The 22,233-nt window shown below is 43.4% G+C and carries 19 protein-coding genes; 8 read left to right on the forward strand and 11 right to left on the reverse strand.

Features of this window, described 5'->3' with window-relative positions:
* Position 1: 1 nt before the first annotated feature.
* Positions 2-886, reverse strand: a complete 885-nt coding sequence (dapA, locus tag JWG45_RS05095) for a 4-hydroxy-tetrahydrodipicolinate synthase (protein ID WP_205278697.1) — start codon at positions 884-886, stop codon at positions 2-4.
* Positions 887-974: 88 nt separating this feature from the next.
* Between dapA and JWG45_RS05100 the strand changes: the two genes are divergently transcribed.
* Positions 975-2,012 carry an MraY family glycosyltransferase gene (locus JWG45_RS05100; RefSeq protein WP_232380533.1) on the forward strand — a complete coding sequence of 346 codons (1,038 nt, stop codon included), beginning with the start codon at positions 975-977 and terminating at the stop codon, positions 2,010-2,012.
* A 798-nt stretch (positions 2,013-2,810) separates the two neighbouring features.
* Complete coding sequence (locus tag JWG45_RS05105) at positions 2,811-3,113, forward strand: helix-turn-helix transcriptional regulator (RefSeq protein WP_205278699.1); 303 nt, start codon at positions 2,811-2,813, stop codon at positions 3,111-3,113.
* A 1,066-nt stretch (positions 3,114-4,179) separates the two neighbouring features.
* On the opposite strand, the gene JWG45_RS05110 is transcribed toward JWG45_RS05105, so the two are convergent.
* The 6 genes from JWG45_RS05110 to JWG45_RS05135 all read right to left on the reverse strand — a co-directional run bounded on the left by JWG45_RS05110 (position 4,180) and on the right by JWG45_RS05135 (position 9,134).
* Positions 4,180-4,680, reverse strand: coding sequence for a tetratricopeptide repeat protein (locus tag JWG45_RS05110; RefSeq protein ID WP_118969884.1), 501 nt, complete (start codon positions 4,678-4,680; stop codon positions 4,180-4,182).
* 19 nt (positions 4,681-4,699) lie between these two features.
* On the reverse strand, positions 4,700-5,143 hold the full coding sequence (locus JWG45_RS05115; RefSeq protein ID WP_205278700.1) for a hypothetical protein: 444 nt from the start codon (positions 5,141-5,143) through the stop codon (positions 4,700-4,702).
* Between the two features lies 1 nt (position 5,144).
* A complete protein-coding gene (locus tag JWG45_RS05120; protein WP_205278701.1) occupies positions 5,145-6,116 on the reverse strand; it encodes a PdxA family dehydrogenase in 972 nt (323 codons plus the stop codon).
* A gap of 58 nt (positions 6,117-6,174) precedes the next feature.
* Positions 6,175-6,615: a bactofilin family protein gene (locus tag JWG45_RS05125; protein ID WP_069606727.1), complete on the reverse strand. Its 441-nt coding sequence runs from the start codon at positions 6,613-6,615 to the stop codon at positions 6,175-6,177.
* Between the two features lie 125 nt (positions 6,616-6,740).
* Positions 6,741-7,511 carry a hypothetical protein gene (locus JWG45_RS05130; protein WP_205278702.1) on the reverse strand — a complete coding sequence of 257 codons (771 nt, stop codon included), beginning with the start codon at positions 7,509-7,511 and terminating at the stop codon, positions 6,741-6,743.
* 318 nt (positions 7,512-7,829) lie between these two features.
* Entirely contained in the window at positions 7,830-9,134 is a 1,305-nt protein-coding gene (locus JWG45_RS05135; RefSeq protein ID WP_205278703.1) for a tetratricopeptide repeat protein, read from the reverse strand.
* A 58-nt stretch (positions 9,135-9,192) separates the two neighbouring features.
* On the opposite strand from JWG45_RS05135, the gene JWG45_RS05140 reads away from it, so the two are divergent.
* The 6 genes from JWG45_RS05140 to JWG45_RS05165 all read left to right on the forward strand — a co-directional run bounded on the left by JWG45_RS05140 (position 9,193) and on the right by JWG45_RS05165 (position 17,240).
* Positions 9,193-11,445, forward strand: a complete 2,253-nt coding sequence (locus JWG45_RS05140) for a lytic transglycosylase domain-containing protein (RefSeq protein ID WP_205278704.1) — start codon at positions 9,193-9,195, stop codon at positions 11,443-11,445.
* A gap of 439 nt (positions 11,446-11,884) precedes the next feature.
* The gene (locus JWG45_RS05145) at positions 11,885-13,174 is read left to right on the forward strand and encodes a citrate synthase (RefSeq protein WP_205278705.1); all 1,290 of its coding nucleotides are present in this window, start codon (positions 11,885-11,887) and stop codon (positions 13,172-13,174) included.
* Between the two features lie 41 nt (positions 13,175-13,215).
* Positions 13,216-14,430: a class I SAM-dependent rRNA methyltransferase gene (locus tag JWG45_RS05150; protein WP_205278725.1), complete on the forward strand. Its 1,215-nt coding sequence runs from the start codon at positions 13,216-13,218 to the stop codon at positions 14,428-14,430.
* Positions 14,408-15,286 (forward strand): class I SAM-dependent methyltransferase, encoded by an 879-nt coding sequence (locus JWG45_RS05155; RefSeq protein WP_083244071.1) that lies wholly within the window; start codon positions 14,408-14,410, stop codon positions 15,284-15,286. Before JWG45_RS05150 ends, JWG45_RS05155 begins: the two co-directional genes overlap by 23 nt.
* Positions 15,283-16,116 carry a TrmH family RNA methyltransferase gene (locus tag JWG45_RS05160; RefSeq protein WP_205278706.1) on the forward strand — a complete coding sequence of 278 codons (834 nt, stop codon included), beginning with the start codon at positions 15,283-15,285 and terminating at the stop codon, positions 16,114-16,116. Before JWG45_RS05155 ends, JWG45_RS05160 begins: the two co-directional genes overlap by 4 nt.
* On the forward strand, positions 16,113-17,240 hold the full coding sequence (locus JWG45_RS05165) for a sugar kinase (RefSeq protein ID WP_205278707.1): 1,128 nt from the start codon (positions 16,113-16,115) through the stop codon (positions 17,238-17,240). The genes JWG45_RS05160 and JWG45_RS05165 overlap by 4 nt, the downstream gene beginning before the upstream one ends.
* Before the next feature lie 83 nt (positions 17,241-17,323).
* On the opposite strand, the gene JWG45_RS05170 is transcribed toward JWG45_RS05165, so the two are convergent.
* The 4 genes from JWG45_RS05170 to JWG45_RS05185 form a co-directional block, all read right to left on the reverse strand.
* Entirely contained in the window at positions 17,324-17,656 is a 333-nt protein-coding gene (locus JWG45_RS05170) for a hypothetical protein (RefSeq protein WP_205278708.1), read from the reverse strand.
* A 263-nt stretch (positions 17,657-17,919) separates the two neighbouring features.
* Positions 17,920-20,070 (reverse strand): glucans biosynthesis glucosyltransferase MdoH, encoded by a 2,151-nt coding sequence (gene mdoH / locus JWG45_RS05175; RefSeq protein ID WP_332476272.1) that lies wholly within the window; start codon positions 20,068-20,070, stop codon positions 17,920-17,922.
* On the reverse strand, positions 20,067-20,498 hold the full coding sequence (locus JWG45_RS05180; RefSeq protein WP_205278710.1) for a hypothetical protein: 432 nt from the start codon (positions 20,496-20,498) through the stop codon (positions 20,067-20,069). The genes mdoH and JWG45_RS05180 overlap by 4 nt, the downstream gene beginning before the upstream one ends.
* Positions 20,482-22,086, reverse strand: coding sequence for a glucan biosynthesis protein (locus JWG45_RS05185; protein WP_205278711.1), 1,605 nt, complete (start codon positions 22,084-22,086; stop codon positions 20,482-20,484). The genes JWG45_RS05180 and JWG45_RS05185 overlap by 17 nt, the downstream gene beginning before the upstream one ends.
* Between the last annotated feature and the right edge of the window lie 147 nt (positions 22,087-22,233).

Genomic DNA, 22,233 nt, shown 5'->3' on the forward strand with positions numbered 1-22,233 from the left:
GTCACTCGTATCCTTTTTCTTTCAGACTTTCGAGGACTTTTCGAAATTTCGCGCTCGTTTCATTCTGCGTGAGCGGAGTCATCGGAAGACGAATCTCGGAAGAACAATGTCCGAACCAACTCATCGCGGCTTTGATCGGAATCGGATTGGTTTCCATAAAGGCAAGCGCAAAGACTTCTATAAAATCATAATGAATCTTTCTAGCTTCCGCAATTTTTCCGTCGTGAAAATTTTGAACGAGCTCAACCAAAGCCTTTGGAAATAAATTGGAAACCACGGAGACAACCCCGACACCGCCGATCGCAAGAAGTGGAAGTGTAAGATTGTCGTCTCCGGAAAGAACGGTCATCTTGTGACCTACGAGAGAAATCAACTTGGACATCTGACCGAGGTCCCCCGTCGCTTCCTTCATCGAACGAATGTGTTTTACTTCGCTTAGACGAAGAACGGTTTCCGGAAGAAGATTTACGGAGGTTCTTCCGGGAATATTATAAAGCATTACCGGAACGGAAGAATGTTCTGCGATCGCTTTGAAGTGTTGAAAGAGTCCTTCTTGGGTCGGCTTGTTGTAATACGGATTTACGGAAAGAATCCCGTCCACTCCGTCCTTACACGCTGCCTCGGTGAGTTCGATCGCTTCCTGAGTGGAATTGGAACCGGTTCCGGCCACGACCTGGATTCTATTTTTTACCGCCTTGACGGTTTCACGGATGAGCTCCGCGTGTTCTACGTGGGAAAGAGTCGGAGATTCTCCGGTCGTTCCACAAGGAACCACTCCGTTGACCCCGGCCTTGATTTGTTTTTCCAGAAGTTTGAAATAGCTATCGTAATCAATTTTTCCGTTTTTGAATGGTGTGATAATCGCTGTATAGACGCCCTGGAACATATAGTGACGTTCCCAAGTTTGGCCTGATTTGGCAATCAAAATCGGTTCGATTTCTGATTGCGAAAGAGAAGGTTTCGTCCAATCTGGAATGCCAGTGGATCAAATCGCAAACTTCTGGAACCCGGGAATTCTTTCCGTCCTTCTCTTTCTTATCACCGCAATCCTTTCTTGGATTTACGTCCGTTCGGAGTCATTTGGAATCGCAGACGTCTCCAACGAGAGAAGTATGCACAGCGGAGTGACCAAAAAGTCAGGAGGAATCTGGATTTTTCTTTCCGTATTCTCCATCGCCTTGGTTTGGTTCGGCGGTTTTGAGAATGCGGAGGACAAGGTGCTCTTATTTTTCGCGGGTCTCGTTTTCTTTTTTGTAATCGGACTCGCGGACGACCTACTTTCTCTCGGCGCGGGAATTCGTCTGTTGTTGGAAGTCGCGTTTTTGATTTTTTTCTTTCAACTCTTGCCCGTGAACTTCACTCTTCTCGGTTGGAAACTCGATGGAATCCCGGGAGCTTCAACGTGCGTTTTGATCGTCTACGTGTTGTTCGTCGTTAACGTATGCAACTTCATGGATGGTTTGGATTCTTTTCTTTCTTCTCATTTTTTACTCGCGGTCTTTGCTTTCCCGTTTTTATTTCATTCTTCTTTGCCTCCGATCTATCTCTGGATCTGCGCCGGAGTTTTCGGTTTCCTTGTTTTCAATCTTCCCAAGGCTCATCTGTTTATGGGAGACGCGGGTTCGCTTCCTCTCGGTTACGCGATCGCCGTTTTACCGCTTCTTTTTATCAACGAGAAGAATTGGCCTTCGTTTGAGATCACTTCCGCATTCTTCTTGCTTCCCGTTTTTTTTGTGGATGGGATTCTAACGATTCTTCTTCGCCTAAAAGATAAGGAGAATATTCTGAGGGCGCACAGGAGACATCTCTATCAACTCGTTGCCGTAAGAACGGAAAAAAAAGGGCTCGTGTCGATTGCTTTCACGGCCGCGAATTTACCCGCGATGATTTTTTTTGGAATTCACAGAGAGGTGAGTATTCCGGGAAGTCTTATCTTTTGGATTTCAGTTGTGGTTTATGCGTCGCTTTACTTTTTTATTTTTGGAAGAGTTAAATCTACTAAGAATATCTGAGCTTTCTACGGAAGATCGGTTGAATCGTCGACCGATTCTAATTTCTTTGAACCGTTCCAGGGCCTTTCCCCAAGATCTGAGATGTGGGAACTCACACGTTTGAAATCGACAAGCCCATTTCGCAAGAAAGGAACTGCCGACCTGGCTCAAAAATTAAAATGTAGGAACTCACACCTCGACGGGTGAACAGAACTATTCAAGATCCCAATCGAACGAAGACATAGTCAAATTTGTGGGAACTCTTAGGTTTGAATTCGACAAACCCATTTCGCGAGAAAAGAACTCTATAAAAATGTGGGGCTTTGTCTTCTTTCCCGCGTTTTTCCTTTCTGATTTGAAGAGTTAGGCTTGTCTCAAAATTTGAAATGTGGGAACTCACACTTCCGCCGGGTAAAAGAGAAGGATTCAAGATCCCAATCGAACGCGCCATGGCGAAATTTGTAGGAACTCTTACAGAAGGTTCGAATTTTCAAAACAAGATTTTTCTTCGTCTTTCAAGCTTTGGGACAAACTATCACTGTTTCAGATTGCTTTCCAAAGAACACCTTCTGCCTCTCTTTCTATTTTTGTTGCTCTTGAATGAATGCAAAAAAAATAATTCAAAATTCAATTTCGAATTTGATTTCCTTTTTAAAACTTGATTTTCAAGTTATAGAATTCAAGGTTTGATATTCCTATTTTTGATAGGAATTAAATCTTCGGTCTTCAATTCAAAAGAATTTTGAAATGAGTGACTTTGCGTTTTATAAAATATCCTATTTTGGCATATTCCAATTCAGGATGTAGAATTGAGTTGTTTTGTTCAAGTCTCTGCATTCCAAGGAAGCAAAAATCTTTTGTAAGAATCTGATCGCTGCGAGAAAATCTGCGGGACTGACTCAGGTCGATGTTGCAAATCTTTTAGGCGAACCCCAATCCTACATTTCGAAAATCGAATCCGGGGAACGAAGGCTCGACGTGATCGAGTTCTGGAGAATCTTCAATCTTTTGAAAAAACCCTTCGAATTCTATTTTCACTTTGAGGAAAGATCAGATGCACCGGAGAAAAAAACCAAAACGCTCAGAGCTGCAAGTGGGAAACGAAAGAGAAAACCGGAGTGAGCGCTGATTTCAGCGTAACCCACCCAGAAGTTGAAAGGATCTTAAAAAAATCTGTCGGAGTTACGACGTCCTCCTGTAAAAGTCGCTGGCCCCACCCAAATTTAGGGTGGAGGGGTGGGTGGTGGAAAAATTCCGGAAATTTTCCTCTATCACAAAATTCTAATTTTGCAAGCAAAAACCCCCGTGTAGGAACTCCTGCAAAACCCTTTTTCTCGCGACGATTCACATCGTATTTTCTCTTAACTTGTGTGTAAGGTTATGATTTCAGGCGGGGTATGAGTTTCTGCTTTTGAAATTTCGCGATTCTTTCACCAAAGATCCGAATTCTTCTTTTTGTTTTAGGGTTAAACAAATGTTCCGGTCGAGGGTGAAGTTTCTTTGAAAACCGAATTCGTGAGAGTTCCTACACTTTTCAGGAAAGTCAGGGTCCTCCTTAAAAAAAAATTCTAAGATTCGTTTTTCCCAGACCCGAACGGAGGAGTTCCTACATTAATTTCAAAAACAAACAACTTCTCGCTCAGATATCGAATCCCTGAAAAGATTTTCTTCTGAAATCTGTGAGAGTTCCCACAAAAATCTACAAGAGCCCGGATTCCGAACATCCAAGAGTTAATAGATTTCCTCTGTGAAAAAGATGGAGTTCCTACTTTCATTTCCAAAGTAAAAGAATTCCAAACTTTCGTGAAGAATTTTTCTTTGCGATTCGGTTTCGCAACTTGAGAAAATCCTATATTGATTTTTAGAAATTGATTCGGTTCTCCTTTTTACATTTGGCAGATCAATTTAAACAAAAGATGGAGTTCCTACTTTCATTTCCAAAAGGAAACAAACATCTGCCCGAAGTCGAGCTCCGTTCATAGAAAAATTGTGAGAGTTCCCACATCGATTTCAAATAAAACAAACCAGAAAAAAATAAACAAAAGACTTCGAGCAAAAAACGTGAAAAGAAAATTCTTCCTCAAAGGAAATCTGACCCAATCCATTCACATGGTCCGACAAACTTATTCGACTAAAAAATTCTTCTTGCAGCAACTTGCCTTCGGCCCGCTCTTTTACGCGAAAAAGATCAGTTGTAGCGAACGTAGATTCTTTTGAGAGCAAGATTAGCCGGAGGATAATTCGGTTGGATCTGGACCGCTTTTTCGTATTCGAGACGAGCCAATTCGATATGACCTAAAATTTCCAGACAAGAGCCTGCGTTAAAATAAGGATAAACCGGGACCTCGTATCGAGGAGCGAATTTCGCTTTCTCAAACCAAGGAAGGGCTTCCTCATAACGTTTTTGTTGGAGAAGATAAACCCCGATATCATTGAAAGGATTTCCAAGACTGGAATCGGTCTCGATCGCTTTCTTACAAAATTCGATGGCGCGATCCAATTTTCCGGCAAGGGAATAAGACCATCCTAAAAAAGTCCATGCTTCGGCAGTCGGTTTAGCAGAAATAGACTTTCTATAATGCAAAGAGGCGAGTTTCAGATTGCCTTTGGTTTGATAATCATAGGCCTTCAAAAAATGTTTCTTTGCTTCTTCCGATTCTCCGAACGATTGTAAGTAGATTGGATTCATTCTTCCTCTTAGACCTTCCTTATTTGGAAGAAAACTTCAAGAATTTCAGAAACGTTCCGTTTAAAAATGCGTCCACTTCGGGAGAAAAGTTATTATAAAGAATAAAACCGCCCCAATAGATCAGAGTCACGCTCACAAGCGCCTTCGCCAAAGATTTACTTACTTGCGGAGAAGCGGAATAAAAAATTCTAATCAGAGCCACGGGCCAGAGGAAGAGAAGAAAAAAGTAGGTTCCTCTTCCCATTCCGTAAATCCAGGAAAGAATTTCGACGGGATAACTCACCGTGAGACGTTCGTAGCTCGTCTTTAATTCCGGAAAGTATTGGAAGAAGTAAAAAATAAAAATAAAAACGAAGATGATCTTCCAGACAAATTCAAAGTCGGAACGAAAGAGCACAAGAGTAAGTCCGCAGAACCAGAAGAGGAAGATGGGAAATACGATCTGTTCTAAAAGTCCCGGCATGTTACCTCGTTTCCGAAATAGAATCCGGATTTCCCTGAACCCGGTGCAGACATTCTACAAAGCTGGCTGAATCTGCAAGCCCTTTCCCGGCGATGTCAAACGCGGTCCCGTGATCCGGAGAAACCCGAAGAAAGGAAAGACCCAATGTAACATTCACACCCTTCTTCCCTTCCCACATCTTAAAAGGAATCAAACCTTGATCGTGATAACACGCGAGATGAAGACCGTATTTTTTTCTCTCCTGTTCGCCAAACATAGAATCGGCGGATAGCGGACCTTCCACTTTCAAACCTTTCTTTTTTAAGAATTGGATCATCGGTTCCAAAATTTCAGATTCTTCCTTCCCCACCTTTCCCCCTTCTCCCGCATGCGGGTTGAGTCCGAGAAAGGCCACCGGCTTTTTTCGATCGATTCGATCACAGGAAAGAATCGCGTCCGTCAGAGAAGGAAGATCGATTCTTCGAAGATGTTCCGGAACCGTTACCAGAGGAACGTGAGTCGTAAGAGGAAGGACCTGCAAATCGTTTCCGGACATGAGCATATACGTTTTTTTTTGATACGCATCCGCGAGAAATTCCGTATGACCTCGAAACGTAGAAGCTCCCGACGCGATCACCCATTCTTTGCTGAGAGGAAGTGTGATCAAATCCCCTCCTCCTTCTTTCTGAAATTCGATTGCAGAGGAAAGAGAAGCAAGAGCCGACCTTCCGGAAAGAACGGAAGGTTTTCCCGGCGTAAAGGAAGCGGTTTCCTTTTTGGAAAGAGAATCCGGAACGATGGAATAAAGTCCTCTTTCCTCAACTTGAGAAGAAGTGGATATGGGAATGAAGTCTTTCGGAAGCGGATAACGTCCGCAGTGAAAGTAGAGAACCGGTCTTGCCTTAGAGATTTTTTTGAGATAAGAAAATGTAGTGAGGAAAAGTTCCGGACTGATTCCGCAGGGATCGCCTTCTGTAATCAGGATCCGGTTCACTTTATTAAGAGAATTCCTTTTGATACGAGAAGAAGACCCGTATCAAAAGTTGGATTCATTATTCTTTCGCGCCGGATTGTTTTCCGAAGATTTTTTCAACGCTCAGAGCGTCTTTGGAATATTCGAGGTCGATCAAATCCTTTGCGGAATGTTTGAGGTCGTTGGAGATCATACAACGTCCTTCCAGAATCACTCCGTTCTGGATGATCAATTCCGGAGTTCTGATATCTCCCAAAATTTTGGAAGTCGGAAGGAGCATCACTCGGTTTCTTGCCGTGATGTTTCCGATTACGATTCCTTCTATGATAACGCTGGCGGCTGTGATATTGGTTTTTACCTTTCCGGTAACACCGATGTAGAGCTGTTCTGCCTGCAAAGATTTACCTTCGAATTTTCCGTCGATCTTGAGAGATCCGTTGATAAAGAATTTTCCGCTGAAGTAGGAATTTTCTCCGATGGTGGAGTTAGTAACTTCGGATGAATTTTTAACGAGTGCCATGCGCCTGTCTTTCCTGTATGTGGTTTCCGGAGGGAGTTAAATTCACTAAATATGCAGATCCCATCAGAGGGAAAAGAATTTTTCAGGCTTCCGGCTTGAAAATTGCCGGAATGCGGAGGAATGGATCAATTCCGGATGTTCGGAACGTTGATCCTCTCCAGCGCCTCGGCCGTGAAATCCTGAAATTCTCGAAGCGCGTCCATGATGCTCTTTCCTTCCAACTCCGTGGCCCTTTCGAATCTAGAATTGAAATGGATGGAATCTTCTATGTTCATGATGACTCCTCCGACTTCCTTCGCCTCTTTCAAAACTTTATTTAAGAATTCGTTGAATTTCTGGAACATCTCAAAGGCTTCCGCGATAAAGATCCGAGTTTGTTTGTTTTTCATCCGGCTGAGCTGTTCTCTAAACTCCTGCTTTTCCGCGGCGTGAAATTCTTCTATGGTTTCCGTGAGAACCTTGATGTTTCTCCGAATATTCTCCATATACTTTACGACCCCGTCTTTTTCATTGCTATGAGAAAAATCGAATCGTACGTGAGTTTCGTTTAGGACGGGGAGATATTCCCGATCCATAACGTTGATCCAAGTTCCGATCTGGTTGACTTCCGCGTCGTTTGAATTGGGAGAAATTTTCATGACCGGGTATTTGGCGAGAATGCGTCCGACCTCGTGAGGGTTGTCCTTGAATCGTTTGATCTGTTCCGCGGCGACGTCGAGATTGTCGGGAATTCCTTCCGGTGAAATGTCCTTCATCTTCGTCCTGTATTTTTCGAGGTCCCGAGAAACTCGATAACGTTGTTCGTCGTTCTTCGATCCTCTGGAGATCTTTTCCAATTGATGAATCATCTTCTGGTATTTTTGGAGTTCAAGAATCTGTTCGTGACTGATTGCCATTTTTGTTCTCCTCGATACGGACTTTTTCCTTGATTGGAAGTTCTTAGAAGATTTTCTAAGTTTTGTTTGAAAGACCAGCTTTTGTCAAGGAGTTCCCACGTTCTTTTCAAAGCAAAACTTTTCTCTTTCAGAAAAACTGTGAGAGTTCCCACGTTCTTTTCAAAGCAAAACTTTGCTCTTTCAGGAAAACTGTGAGAGTTCCCACGTTCTTTTCAAAGCAAAACTTTACTCTTTCAGGAAAACTGTGAGAGTTCCCACGTTCTTTTCAAAGCAAAACTTTTCTCTTTCAGGAAAACTGTGAGAGTTCCCACGTTCTTTTCAATTCTTCTTATAACGTTCCAAAACAAGCCGCAGATAATCCGAATCCGGAAAACGAAACAAAAGACTCTCCAAAAGACCGATTCCTTCTTCCGCCTTCCCGGTCTCCACCAGAGCGATTCCATGAAGATAGATCATCTCAGGAGTAAAGCGAAAACGACCACACTGTTCGATCGTATTCAGGAATTCTTCGAAATTCTTCTTGAAAAAACGAAGAACGAGTTGAGCGCGTTTTGTAAGATAAGAATCCGGAAGTTTTTCCTTTACACCCGCGATCTCGTGCTCCACGTTCGAAGACTCCGTAGAATTCAAAAGAATCAAAAGTTCGAATGGAGACAAAGTATAAACGAGATGGTTCTCCTTCAAGAGCGTATAACGTTTCTCCAAAGAATCGTCCTGACCCGCGAGAATATTGTCCTGCAAGGAACCCAACAAAACGGATCTCCCGTTTTTCTTTTTTTCCCCTTCGAGCCAGGCCTTTCTGTATTCTCTTGGACGGAATTGCTTTAAGACGAAATAATTTTCGAGATAACCGTGACGGGAAGAATACGCTTTGAAAAAGGATTCCTTTTCTTCGGAAGTAAACGTCTCGATCACGGAAAGAATTCTTCTTTCGATCGGAAAAACGGTTCGAAAACCGGAAGTCTCGTGTTTGTACAAAACCCAGGCGAGTCCCAAAAGTCCGGGTTCCTCCCCGGTTACAACGAGGTCGTAGATCGTCTCTCGGTCCTCCAATTCCAAACCGCCGAACTTCCAACGAAAACCGTATTTCTGAAAACGAGAGTTCCCTTCCTTCTTTAGAGAATCTGAATATTCAATTTTTCCCATCAATGCGAGGACCTGCCTCGCTTCCACGATAAACGGAAGATCTTCGTCGAAAACGTGAGTCAGCTCGAGATATTCGTCCAACTCTTGTTCGTGGAGAAGATACGATTCTAAAACTTGAAAGATTTCAGGATCGGATTGATGATCTTCGATCGCCCTCTCATACAATTCTTCGAAGAAAATTTTCAGAAGATTCTTTTCCCTCTCGGAAAGACCTTCCTCTTCGAAAGGAGAAGTTGCATCGGCATAAAAACGAAATTCTCCGAAGAGATCGATTCTTAAATTGGAAAATGGAGAATGAACCTTGTTGAGAGCGCCGGAGAAGTATTCTAAAATTTTCGATTTGAGTCTGAGGATTTCAGGATTTCTAGGAGCCGGACCCTCGGGCCCTTTTTTCCTAGGAACGATTTTCTCCGTAAAGGAAGAGAGAGTAATTTCCGGCCACGCTCCGGTTGTTTTGTCTTTTTCCAGGGTCTGCATTGGAATTTCCTTCTTGCGATTGAATCCTTAGGCCGAAAAGAAAATAGAGCAACAACGAATGAAAAAATTCGCACTGATCAGCCTACTCCTTCTGATTTTCGGCAGTCTTCCCGCAAACGATGATCTCAAATATCTGATCAAATCCTACAGTCTTCAAAAAATACATCGTATTTTCCGAGATCGAGTCCCCGGAACCGAATCCGAGGTCTACTCCCTGGTCCGTTATCACGAAGAACATCCAGACGGAAGCCACGAGAAAAAGTTCGCCTATCTCGTTTCCCTTCTCAAAGGAAGAATGGTTTTGTCTCCCGGACGACAGGATCTTCTGGAAATTATTTCCTCGCCCATGCCTTCCTCTTCCGTCATCACAAGACTTTCCCTCTGGAAACTCTATGAAGAAGCTGCAAGTAGAAAGATTCTCGGAAAAGAGGAACTCGTCGGACTTCTAAAAAAATTTCCCAGAGAAAACGATCCCGTCTCTCAAAACGCGATCTCCGAAATTTTTAGAATCTACTACGAAGCCGGAATGATCCGGGAATGTCTCGATTTTGCGAAAAGTTTTAGCGACAAAGAACAGGCAGAAATTTTTTCTCCGATGATTTTATATCGTTATGCGAAATCTCTCTACAAATCGGGGAACACGGAACGGGCAGAATCGATCTTTTATACGATTCTCGAAGATCCTTCCATCGTATCTTCGATCAAAAAATTCATCTTTGAAGATCTTCAGGTTTGGAAAGGAACTCATTTTTATCTTTCCCAAACTCCGGAACACGCGGCTCTTTTTCTTCCCTTCCTAAACAACTCGGAAAAAAAACATCTCTTATCTTACAAGGATCTGGAACGTGTTTCATTTTCCAAAGCCGAACCCTTTCGAAACACGGCGAGAGCGATCGTCTCCGTCGAACCCGAATCTCTTCCCGGTTTTTTTAGAAAGAATACCAATCACGCACGAACCCATCACGACTTCACCGCTTCTATGTCGAGAGAACTTACAAACCAAAGCCTCCCCGGAAAAGGTTTGGAATTGTTAAACGACTCCGGTGCGGAAAAAAACGACGAGGTTCTTTATAGTTATGCGCGCGCATATAAAAAACAGGGACACAAGGATCTCTATTTCAGAAATCTAATCGACTCTCTCGAAAAAAGTCCCACAAATTTAATACGACAAGACGAACTCATCGATCTTCTCACCGGAAATCACGAACACTTTTTAGGGGACGCTTATTGGCAGGACGCTCTTCGAAAAATTCCGGATCTTCCCGTAAAAGGAAGACTTGTCTATTGGTATCTTCGTCTTCTCAAAAAATCCGAAAGAAAGGAAGAACTCACCAATTGGTTGAAAACGTATTACAGACATATCCCGGGATCTTATTACACAAGAGTGATTCGGGAAGAATTTCAGGAAGAGATAGCAAACCTTCCTCTTCCGTCCAATCCGACTCGAAACCGCGACACTCTTTTTGAATATCTTTCTCTTACCGCGGGGATTCCAGATCTCTCCGGAAAAATTTTAGGAAGAGATTTGGACTTTGCGATGCAGCCTTCCGCGTTCCAACTCGGCGCGAGAATCGATTCCGCACATTCTAAGATTCGAGGGAATCGTTATCTGCAATCGGCAAAAGAATATCTCGAAGTCGGAGAGATGAGCCACGCGCTCACACTCGTCCAAAGATACAAACTGCAACAAGGAATCGGAGAAAACGAAAAGGAAGAAATTCTCGCGGCGCTGGGAGAACAAACCGGAACTCCGTATCTCACTGTCTTTCATACGAGGGCGCTGATGAAAAAAGAAAAACTCAGCGACGACGTAATTCTTCTTCCATCCAAACTCGCTGCGAGAATCTATCCAAGACCTCATAGAGGTTTGGTTGCGAGCATTTCTAAAAACGTGGGAATCGACGAAGACATCGTCTATGCGATCATGCGTCAGGAATCTTTTTTCAAGGAAAACGCGACTTCGGTTTCGAACGCGAGGGGACTCATGCAAATCATGGGACCGACCGGAAGAGAACTCGCAAAAAGAATGAATCTGGATTCTTATTCCCTTTTTGATCCGGAAGTATCGATCGAAATGGGAGCTCGTTTTTTACGTTACTTAGTGGCCTCGAACGACAACAGTTTGCAGTGGGCATCCATCGCCTACAACGGCGGCCCCGGCAATCTCCGCAAATGGAAACGCAATCACTACCACGGGGACTTCAATCATTTCTTGGAAGAACTCCCGGTTAAGGAACCCCGCGACTATTGTAGAATCGTTTCTTCCAACTATTACAATTATCAAAATCTGAGAAGGTATAAGAATCTCTAATGTGAAGATCTTTTTGGTTTGAGATCCAAGCTCCAAAAGAAGTCCGATCACACTTCTATCTTCGTCGATTTCTTCCCAGTGAAGCCCGATTCCGCCGCCACTGATATTTTTTTTTGCTCGGGAATTGTGGGGGGCAAACGAGGAAAGTAAGTTAAACGAAAAAAAATTGTAACCGTTGATTTAGAATCCCTTAGGCACAACTTGACTTTGAAGTTTATTAAATTTTTCGCACGCAAGAAAACTAATCACCCGTTTAGTATTCAAGAATTCTAAAATGAAAATTGAATCTTCTGAACAAGTTCTTATTCGTTTTGATTTTTTGGATTGTCTCTCTGATAGAAAGAATAGGATAGGAATCTGAATCGATTTCAACGCACTTGAACGACCGGACTCCTTATTAGATCCGGCATGATAATTTATATTTTTCCAGGAGAGGAACATGGCTGAGGTAGCAATTCTGAAGATAGACGGGAAAGAATACGAACTCCCGATCATCGTGGGCAGCGAAAACGAAAAAGCGGTCGATATATCAAAACTCCGTCAACAAACCGGGTATGTCACTCTAGACAACGGATATCTGAACACCGGCGCTTGTACAAGCGCGGTCACTTTCTTGGATGGAGAGCTCGGAATTCTAAGATATAGAGGAATCCCGATCGAACAACTCGCCGAAAATTCCACGTTCACCGAAGTCGCCTACTTACTCATCTACGGCAAACTTCCATCGGATGCGGAACTCAAGACATGGAACGAAGAACTCACCATGCACACTTTGATCCATGAGGATCTCAAACGTCTCTACAACGGATTTCCAAAAGACGGTCACCCGATGGCGATCATGTCTTCGATGATCGGATCTCTTTCTACTTACTACCAAGATTCTTACGATCCTGAAAACGCGGAACACAGACATATCTCCATGATCCGTCTTCTTGCGAAGTTTCCAACAATCGCCGCTTTCGCTTTTAAGAAGTCGATCGGTCAACCGACGATCCATCCATTGAACAGCTTGGACTACTGCGGAAACTTCATGAACATGATGTTTTCGGTTCCGAGCGAAGACTATAAGATTGATCCTGAAATCGTAAAGGCCCTCAACCTACTCTTGATTCTACACGCCGACCACGAACAAAACTGTTCAACGTCTACGGTGCGTTTGGTGGGATCCTCTCTTGCAAATCTCTACGGCGCCGTTTCAGCGGGAATCTGCGCGCTCTGGGGACCAAGACACGGAGGAGCTAACCAAGAAGTATTGGAGATGCTCCAAGAAATTCAAGCGAGCGGATTGCCTGTGAAAAAGATCGTGGAAAAAGCGAAGGACAAAAACGATTCCTTCCGTCTTTCCGGATTTGGTCACAGGGTTTATAAGAATTTTGATCCACGCGCAAAGATCATCAAAAAAGCCTGCGACTCAGTTCTCAAACGTCTCGGAATCCAAGATCCTCTATTAGACATTGCTAAAGAACTCGAAGAAGCCGCACTTCACGATCCTTACTTCGTGGAAAGAAAACTGTATCCGAACGTGGACTTCTACTCCGGAATCATCTACCGTGCATTAGGAATTCCAGTGAACATGTTCACTGTTATGTTTGCGATGGGTCGCCTTCCGGGTTGGATCGCTCAGTGGAAAGAAATGATAGAATCCGCCGATATGAAGATCGGTCGTCCAAGGCAAATCTATGTAGGAGCAACGGAGACGTCTTACAAAGAGGCCAAGAAAAAAGCCTGAACATTCCTTCTTCCCCCGCCTTCCGGTTCCGAAGATATCAGCTGAACCGGAAGAGCGAACTCTCCGTAAAACGAAAACATCCTTGGATCTTTAGCGGTAATCTTTCTTCCGCGGTAACACCCTTTGCAAATGGAGAATGGCTGACGCTGTTCTCGACGGAAAATCATCCGATCGCAACGGGAATCTATTCCAAGAACGGACTCATACGAATCCGAGTCATACAAAACCTTCCCGAATTCTCAAAAGAAAAAGTTCGCGAGAATCTAATCTCTTCTCTTCACAAAAGAAAAGAAGTGCGAAAGACGACTAACGCGTATCGAATCCTTCACGGGGAAAACGATCTCTTCCCCGGAGTGACCGTGGATAAAATCGGCGGAACTTGGGTCGTGAGGATCTATTCTTCTTCTCTTCTTGCATACGGACGATGGGTCGTCTGGAACTTATACGATCTATGCAAGAATTCTAAAGTAGGAGAACCTCTTCCCACGAAAATTCTTTTCGATCCTCCCGAAAAAACCGGAAACGATAAAAAACTCTCCGAAAGAATCTGGAGAGGCCCCAAACATGGAAAAGACACAAACCCGATCCTCATCCGAGAAACGATCACTTTACAAAACTTGAAATTTCCTGTGGAACTTCCCGGACAAAAGGGAGGAATCTTTTTGGATCTTCGAAACCTTAGAAAATTTCTCTTGGACAAAAAGGAAATCTCCAAAGGAAAAGATTGTCTTCATCTTTTCTCACATACGGGACTCACTTCGATCTGTATGGATTCTGCGGGAGCGCGTTCCGTGACGTCCGTCGACGGTTCCAAAGAAGCTTTGGATGCATTTCAAAGAGTTCTGAGTTTAAAAAAAGACGGAAGTTCTTGCAAACACAGATTCGTTCAGAAAAATCTTTTTAGAGAATTGGAAGAAGTATTGAAGGATCAAAAATTCGGACTGATCGTGATCGATCCCCCGAACCTGACTCCGGATGCGAAGTCGAAAAAGAACGCACTCAAGACCTATGCACATCTATTCGGAAGTTCTCTATCGTCACTCCAAGAATCCGGAACTATCATCCTTTGTTCTTGTTCCGGAAGAATCGGTTCGGAAGAATTAGAATCTCTTGCAAAGAACATTCTTCAGTCCAAGGGTTGGAGATACGAGAAGTTTGAAAGCTTAAAACCGGAAGACGATCATCCGGTAAGAAGTCAGTTCCCAGAAGGAAATTATTTTAAGGTACATATCTATGAAAATTGTAAAACAAGCTGAAAGCCTCGACGGAACCTATTCTCTCCTGGACTCGGGAAACTTTCGTAAACTCGAACAAATCGGACCTTATACGATCATCCGTCCGTCTCCGGTTTCGGCATGGCCGGAATCCAAACCGGCTCTCTGGAAAAACGTCCACGGAGAATACGTACGCTCGGACAAGGGCGGAGGCGCCTGGAACTGGAATAAAAAAGTAGAAGAAGAATTCTTTGTTCAAATATTAGAATATTCAATTAAAATAAAGTTTACTCCCTTCGGCCACTTAGGTATTTTTGCGGAACAGTTGGAAAATTGGAAAAAGATCCAAAAACTTTCTTCTCAGCTCAAAAAAGAGGAAGAGGTTCTCAATCTTTTCGCCTATTCCGGAATTTCCACTCTCGCTGTTTTGGATGGAGGAGCCTCCGCTTGTCATTTGGACGCCTCAAAAGGAATGGTGGACTGGGCTCGCGAGAATGCGACCGCGTCAGGGCTCGCGGATAAAAAAATCCGTTGGATGGTGGAAGACGTTTTGAAATTTTTAAAACGAGAAATCAAAAGAGGAAAGGATTACCGGGGATTCATTCTCGATCCGCCGACCTTCGGAAGGGGCGCTAGCGGAGAAGTGTTTAAGATCGAAAAAGATCTTCCCGAACTCATGGATCTTCTCATGGAACTCTGCGGGTCCAAACCGGACTTCATCGTTCTAACTTGTCACTCCACCGGTTTTAGTCCCCTCGCCTTACAAAGAATTTTGCAAGGTAGAATCAAGAACAACGGAAAGTTTTACCTAGGAGAACTTTCCATTCCGGAACAGAGCGGAAAACTCTATCCTTCCGGATCCAACTGTATCTATACATCGGAGAGACTTTCGCTTTGAACCCGGAACAAGGAATTTCTTTTTTAGAGATCACGAGTTTCTCCAATGAGAAACTCAAGAATATCTCCAATCTAAAAGAGAAAAAGCATCGAGAGACAAACGGACTTTTTTTTATAGAAGGCTACCGAGAAATCTCACGCGCATCCAAATCGGGAAAGGTGAAGTTTCAAAACGTCCTCTATTCTCCCGAATGTTTTTTAGGAGAAAACGAATACGACCTCATTCGGGCCATCGGAGCCAAGGCAATCAAGGTTCCGAAAAAAGTTTTTGAAAAGATTTCGTACAGAGATCGACCGGACGGGCTCATCGCAACCGCACATTTCTTTTCGACTGGAATCGACACATTTCCAAAAGAATCGGTTCAACTCAAAAAAGGAAAACCGATCCTCGTCATCGAAGGTGTGGAAAAACCCGGTAACCTCGGAACGATCCTACGAACCGCGGAAGGTGCGGGCTTTCATACCGTTCTAGTGGCGGATCCGAGACTCGATCTTTTTAATCCGAACGTTATCCGCGCTTCCACAGGAGCGCTTTTTACTCTCGAAGTCTATCTTGGGGAAACGGAAACGATTTATTCCATTCTCAAAGAGAACGGATATAGAACGTTAGCCGTAACACCAGAAGCAAAAAAGTTATACTTCGATTCCGACCTCAGAGGAAAGATCGCACTCGTCTTCGGTTCGGAACAATACGGACTTTCACCCTTTGCGAGAAGTCATTCCGACGAGTATCTTTCCCTTCCGATGTTCGGAGAAGCGGATTCACTTAATCTCGCGATGTCCGCAGGAATCGTAATGTACGAGGTCATTCGTCAGGGTTCTTCCAAATGAAAATTACATATTACGTTAGTTCGCACGGCTTTGGTCATATCAGCCGATCGATGGAAATCATTCTCTATCTGCTCCGAAGTTTTCCGGAATTGGAAATCGATCTCGTTACGATGCGGGAAGAATTCTTAAAAACGTTAGCGCTCGGAGAGAGCGATTCTCTTTTTTTAAAGCGACTTAGAACTCGAAAAAAAAACATGGACGTAGGGATGATCCAAAAGGATTCGCTCTCGATCGACATCCGAGGAACTGAAATTGCAATTGAAGAATTCAATACTCAAAAATCGTATCTTCAGATTTCAGAAATAGAGGCCTGTCTCGACTTTGAAACTGATCTTATCATCTCGGACTCCGCTTCTCTTCCGTTTAACGTCGCGGACAAACTCAAAATTCCGTCTTTGTTTATCGGAAACTTTACATGGGATTTTATCTATGGAGGTTATCAAAAAGAATCTCCGCTTCTTTCCCAAACGGCCGCCGCCTTATTCGAGGAATACTATCTAGCCACGTTCGGACTTCTCCTTCCCTTTGCTTGCCCCGCGAATTCTCTTCCGGAGCAAAAGAATATAGGGTTAGTGGGTCGAAGACCTAACCTCGATAAGGCAAATGCGAAAGAATTTTTTAAACTTCCGAACGACAAAATCAATCTTCTCTTTTCATTCGGCGCTTACGGCGTGGCAACCGACCATTTTCATTGGAAAGAATTGGACCCGAATCGATATCGAATCGTGATCTCCGGAGGGACTGATTTTGATCTTTCGCAAATTCCGGAAAAACAAAAAGAAGGAATTCTTAGCTTTGCGAACGTCCACTATCCGGATCTTTTGACTGCTTGCGATTATGTGATCACAAAACCCGGTTACGGAATCCTGAGTGAAAGTATTTACGCAGAAACGCCTTTGCTTTACACAGATCGGGGAAATTTTCCGGAGGTTCCTTATCTGCACCGCGCCCTCAAAGAGGAAATACCTTCCGCTTATCTTTCCAATGAAGAATTGTTTTCGTTTCAATTTGACAGAACGATTGAAAACGCAAAAACCTGGAAAGGAAAACCCTCTCCTCGCTTTGAAAAGGACGGCAGAGAAGACGTACAACACGCCGTTTCAGTTTTTTTAAAATTGGTCTAAGAATCGATTTTGATCCTCATCCAAAAAGAGGCAGGCTTTGGCTCGGTTGATTCTGGCGTTCGTTCTTGATTTAAGAAAATTTCCTATTTCTTTTTTACTTTCCATCGTTTCCCGTCTCCTTGAATCAAGATTCCGGTTTTCAGAGAAGCGTCGTCAAAAACGAATCGTGAGGAAGAAGCTCCATTGTCAGTTTGGAATATTCGATTTCCGTTATCTTCCTCTCCTCCGTAAAAATATATTTCAGTGTTTTTTGCAGGTTTACAAAAAACTTCGAACGCCATTTTGATGGGTTTTACCCTACATTCACGATTTCCGATCCTATAAATTCCTTCAAAATCGTCCGATCGGAGAGGAAAAACCCAAATCGTTAAAAAAAAGAGCGCCGTATTCGAAAGAGAGCGAAACTGTGATTTCATAAAGTGATCCTCGATGATTCCTATAGGAAAAGAATTTGAAGTTCAATTTCAATTATTTTTTGTTCTGCCTTTTTGCCTAAAAGCCCGCCGGAATTTTTAAGATCTTAGATTCGAAGTCGACTTTTTTCCCGAGTACTTAGAGGAGATGGTCGTAAAAGAGCTTTTTCATTTGAAGAAAAAAAACCGAAACGAACGGATCTTTTTTTAACGCGAAAACGACGACGATTCGATTTAGAATGTTTAAAAAAGTTTTCTCCGGCCGTTCAACGATTCAAAAAGGAAAGTTTGACTTCGCTTAACAAAATTTCTTTCTGATAATCCGCAAAGGATAAATTCCACCAGGGCGAGATTGGATCCAGATTTGCCGTCCAAAACCACTGATGAAGTTCTAAAACGGAATCATAATCCCAGAGGATTCTTTGGAGTTCCTGATTCTTAAAAGAATTCGGCCCTTCTTTTTTGATTCTATCTCGAAGATCCTCTAGATACTGCCTTCTTCCCGGGGTTTCCTTTTTTCTCTTTCTCAATCTCGAAAGATGAAATCCGTTTAAGGAAGGATCCGCTATCAACCAAAAAATTCCGTGATGATTCTCGACGGATCCTAAACTCTCCTCATAGTTTCGTTCCAATGATTCCAAACGATTCCAAATTTTTCGTTCCAAGACTTCGGGAGGGTTCGATAAAATCGAAATTCCTTTTTTTTCTTTCGGGATGTACGAAGTCAAGAGGGCGAGCGGATAAGCAAAAACCCAGCCTGCGAGCAAAGGTAAAAACCAGAAAAAAAGCACCGGATATGTAAAGAACATCCAGGATCCGATTCCGAAACCGTAAAAGGACGCGGGTAAAACCGTATAAGCAAGGGCTTGTAAATCCAACCCAGAAGACGCGTTTCTATTTTGAGGCCCCCATTCTATTTTACGATTTAAGAATGTAAGAAGAATGAATCGGCTGTACTGAACCATATATACCGGAGCCATCAAAACGGAATGAAAGAATTCCAGAAAAAAAGAAAATGACCAGGAAAAAATACTTCCTTTCCATTCCTTCCTGCGAAACAAAACAACTTCCATAAAGGAAACGATTCGAGGAAGAAAAAGTACCAGTAGAGTATAACCTTGCAACGTATAGGCGACTGGAAGATAGAGATCGTCCCGAAATGCAATCCAATCCTCGGGTAATAAAGCCAAACGAAAAAAATCGACGTCCTCAATCGTCGTCAGAGAAGAAGAAACGAGGAGCAAGGCCCAGAGTGGAGAACTGAAATAAGAAAAAATTCCGAGTAAAATTTGAAGGCGGCTCGAAAAACGAAGTTTGCCGCCGAACAGAAACCAAAAATGCTGAAGATTTCCCTGGCACCAACGATTATCGCGCTTTAACGCTTCGAGCACGTTAGGCGGTGCTTCTTCATAGGATCCTTTGAGATCGCTCGCAAACCAAACGCTATAACCAGCCTTTCGAAACAAAGCAGCTTCGATCGTATCGTGACTCAGGATCTTTCCCCCGATTGCGCTTTCCCCGGGTAAACCGGGGAGACCGCAATATTTCATAAACGGCTGAAGGCGAATGATCGCATTGTGTCCCCAAAACGGCCCCGATCTGAGTTGCCAGAAAAAAGAACCGGCGCCAAACACTGGATTGCCGACCCAGGCAGCGAATGCGGATAATCTTTGAAAGATCGAACGCGCTCGAATCACTTCCGGAACGGTTTGAATGATGCCCGCATCCGGAATTTTTTCCATAAGACGGATTAACTTTTTCATACATTCTCCGGTCACGATACTATCGGCGTCCAGGATGATCATGTATTTATATCGTTTTCCCCATCTCCTGCAGAAGTCGGCGATGTTTCCGGATTTTTTATTCAGATTGAGTCTTCGTTTTCGATAGTAGATTCTATCCTTATTCTCCACCTTTTGGCTTAAAATTGAAAATGCCTTTTCCTCCTGCGCCCAAAGATTGGGATCGGAAGTGTCGGATAGAATAAAAAAATCCACCGTTTTAGAAAGACCGTTTTCTTCGATATCCTTTAGCATCAACTCGACGCCTGCAAAAATACGGGAGACATCCTCGCAATGAATCGGCATCACGACGGCGACGGGAGGGTCCTCATTTTCCAAAGAATCAGTTTTTTCTAATATTCTAGAAATACGAAGCGGATCACCTCCTCTTAGTCTTTGAACAAACCCGATCAACGCGGTCGCAGCGCCGAAGGAAATGATTGGAAACAAAACGCAAAATAGAATGAGGGTCGCCCATTCAAACGGACTGATTGACTGAAAGGAAAGAAATTGAACTTCTAAAAAAACTCCGATAATGACGAAGAAAAAAACGAGACCCCCGAAACTCAAACGTCTATAAGTCAGAGTTTTGGAATCGATCAAAAATCCGAAAGTCTCTCTCTCTTTTTGTCTCACCGCAAAAGTCCGTAGAGTAAAAAAGAATAAACGCTTCCCCAAAAAATAACGGAAAGAATCAGAGGGATCGGCTCCCATCGCTCTTTGGGTTCTGCGAGAACTCCGAGAGGACCAAAGTCAACGGGACTTGGGATCATACGGGACGGTTCCAGCTCCGGAAGTTGTAGGGATTTATTTTTTTGAGATCCGAGAATCCCAGAATCTAAAAAAACACGCATCGCTTCCGATTCGAAAGCGGTTTCGTCCTTTTTTTCAAGACTCGGTTTGTGGTTTTCCAAAAGACGAAGAAACTGATCGAGCTTTTCGTGTAATAAAATAGGATCGACGATTCCGGAGGCTATACAATACAATTCCACTTTTGCGAAAACCCTGGAAAGAGCTTCCGAATTTTTGGAGAATTTAGTTTTGTTCTCAGATCGAGGATTCAAGAGTAAACGTCCAGATTTCGCTCAGGTCTTCCTGATTTTTTTTCAGAACCGCCTTGAGTTCGGCGGGTTTGTTTTTATTCTTCTGAACGACTCGAAATGTGAGTCTCCAAACTCCCGTCTCTTCAATTTTTTGAATATTATAATCCGCTAATTCTGCGTTTTCTCCCGTATCGATCGCCGCCTGCAAATAAGTGGAAGCGTCCATTTCTTTCAGTTTTTCGTTTGAAAAATCGACGTAAAAAACTCGCATATCGGATTCCCCCGGCACGGGAGCGATTCTCGTGGAAACGGTTTTTGCCAAAGCGTCAGGAAGCGGATCGTCGTTTAACCAGCGTATGGTGTAACTGAATTCATAAGGTTCCAAAGGTTGTGGAACGTTAGCCGGAACCCAAAAGGCTCCTACATTGTCGTCGGAGTCTTGGATCGTCGGATTTAACAACAATTGAACGCTACCCTTCCCCCAGTTTCCCTCGGGTTCCACCCAAGCGGAAGGACGAAGGTGATATTTCATCGTGTTATCTTGGTAAGAGGCGAAATTTCGATCCCTTTGTATCAAACCGAAGGCCTTCGGATTTTCATCCGAAAAACTGTAGATCGTAGATCGTTTCGGATTATCCAATGGTCTCCAAATCCACTCCCCTTTTCCGGATTCCACCATAAGTCCGTCCGAATCGTGAGACTCGGGATAGGCCTGGCCCTCCGGAATTCCTTTTGTTTCGGAATACCAATACATCGAGGTCAGGGGTGCGATTCCAAAACGATCGACTTTCGTTCGTAAGGTGACTTCCGCGTTTACGTGAACCGAAGAAACCTTCCCGGGACTGATCTGAAATTCGTAAGCTCCGGTCGCGGTTCTACCATCTAACAACGCATAAACGAAGATGGTGGAATCCGTTTTGTCCGGATGAACGATCCAGAAATGTGTAAAGCCGGGAAAATCTTCGGGATAAGGCATTCCGGTATTGATCGCGATTCCGCGCGCGGAAAGTCCGTAGACTTGTTTTTTGGAAACCATTCTATAATAACTCGCGCCTTGAAAAACCGTAAACTCGTCGGTGTGTTCTTCCGTGTTAAGAGGATAGTGAATCTTAAATCCCGAATATCCTAGGTTAGGCGGAATCTCTCCGGAAATTTTCAATTTGGAAAGATCAAAATAACTCTCGTCGTAGGGAATTTCCCTCGCAAAATCGGATCGCACTTCGTGCAAAGAAACGTTCGTGTTGTAAAGATGTCCCGGATGAAAGAATTGAACCTGAAACGGATTTCCTTCTTTTTTCCATAGGGAGGCTTCCGGTTTAAAACGGATGTTCTTGTATTGTTCCCAGCTCAGACCCTGTAAAAAATGAGTCGATACAAACTGCGGTTTCACATAACGTCCATGAGCCATACTTCTCGCCTTTTTTTTGAGATCGGCAAAGGAGAATCTTGTGACCGGAATTTTGATTCCGGATACCGGATCCAAAACCGCGTCTTCCGCTTCCGGAAATTTAAAATCGATGGGATTGATTTCCTTCTTCTGCTGTCGGTTTGCGACCGCAAAAAGAAGAATCGTGGCAAAAAAAGCGAGTGCTATGTGTATTCTTAACATTGTATTTTTCCAGAAAAGAAACCGGTATTCCGGCCTCTTAGAAAATTCTTCAATGAGAAGATTCTATTCGAAAAAGAGCTAAATCCTTCCGGAAGATCGCCTAACGCAAGTTAAGACCTTCTTTCGAAAGGATTCTTTTCTTACGCT

It is taken from the genome of Leptospira ainlahdjerensis (assembly GCF_016919175.1).
Lineage (GTDB): Bacteria > Spirochaetota > Leptospiria > Leptospirales > Leptospiraceae > Leptospira > Leptospira ainlahdjerensis.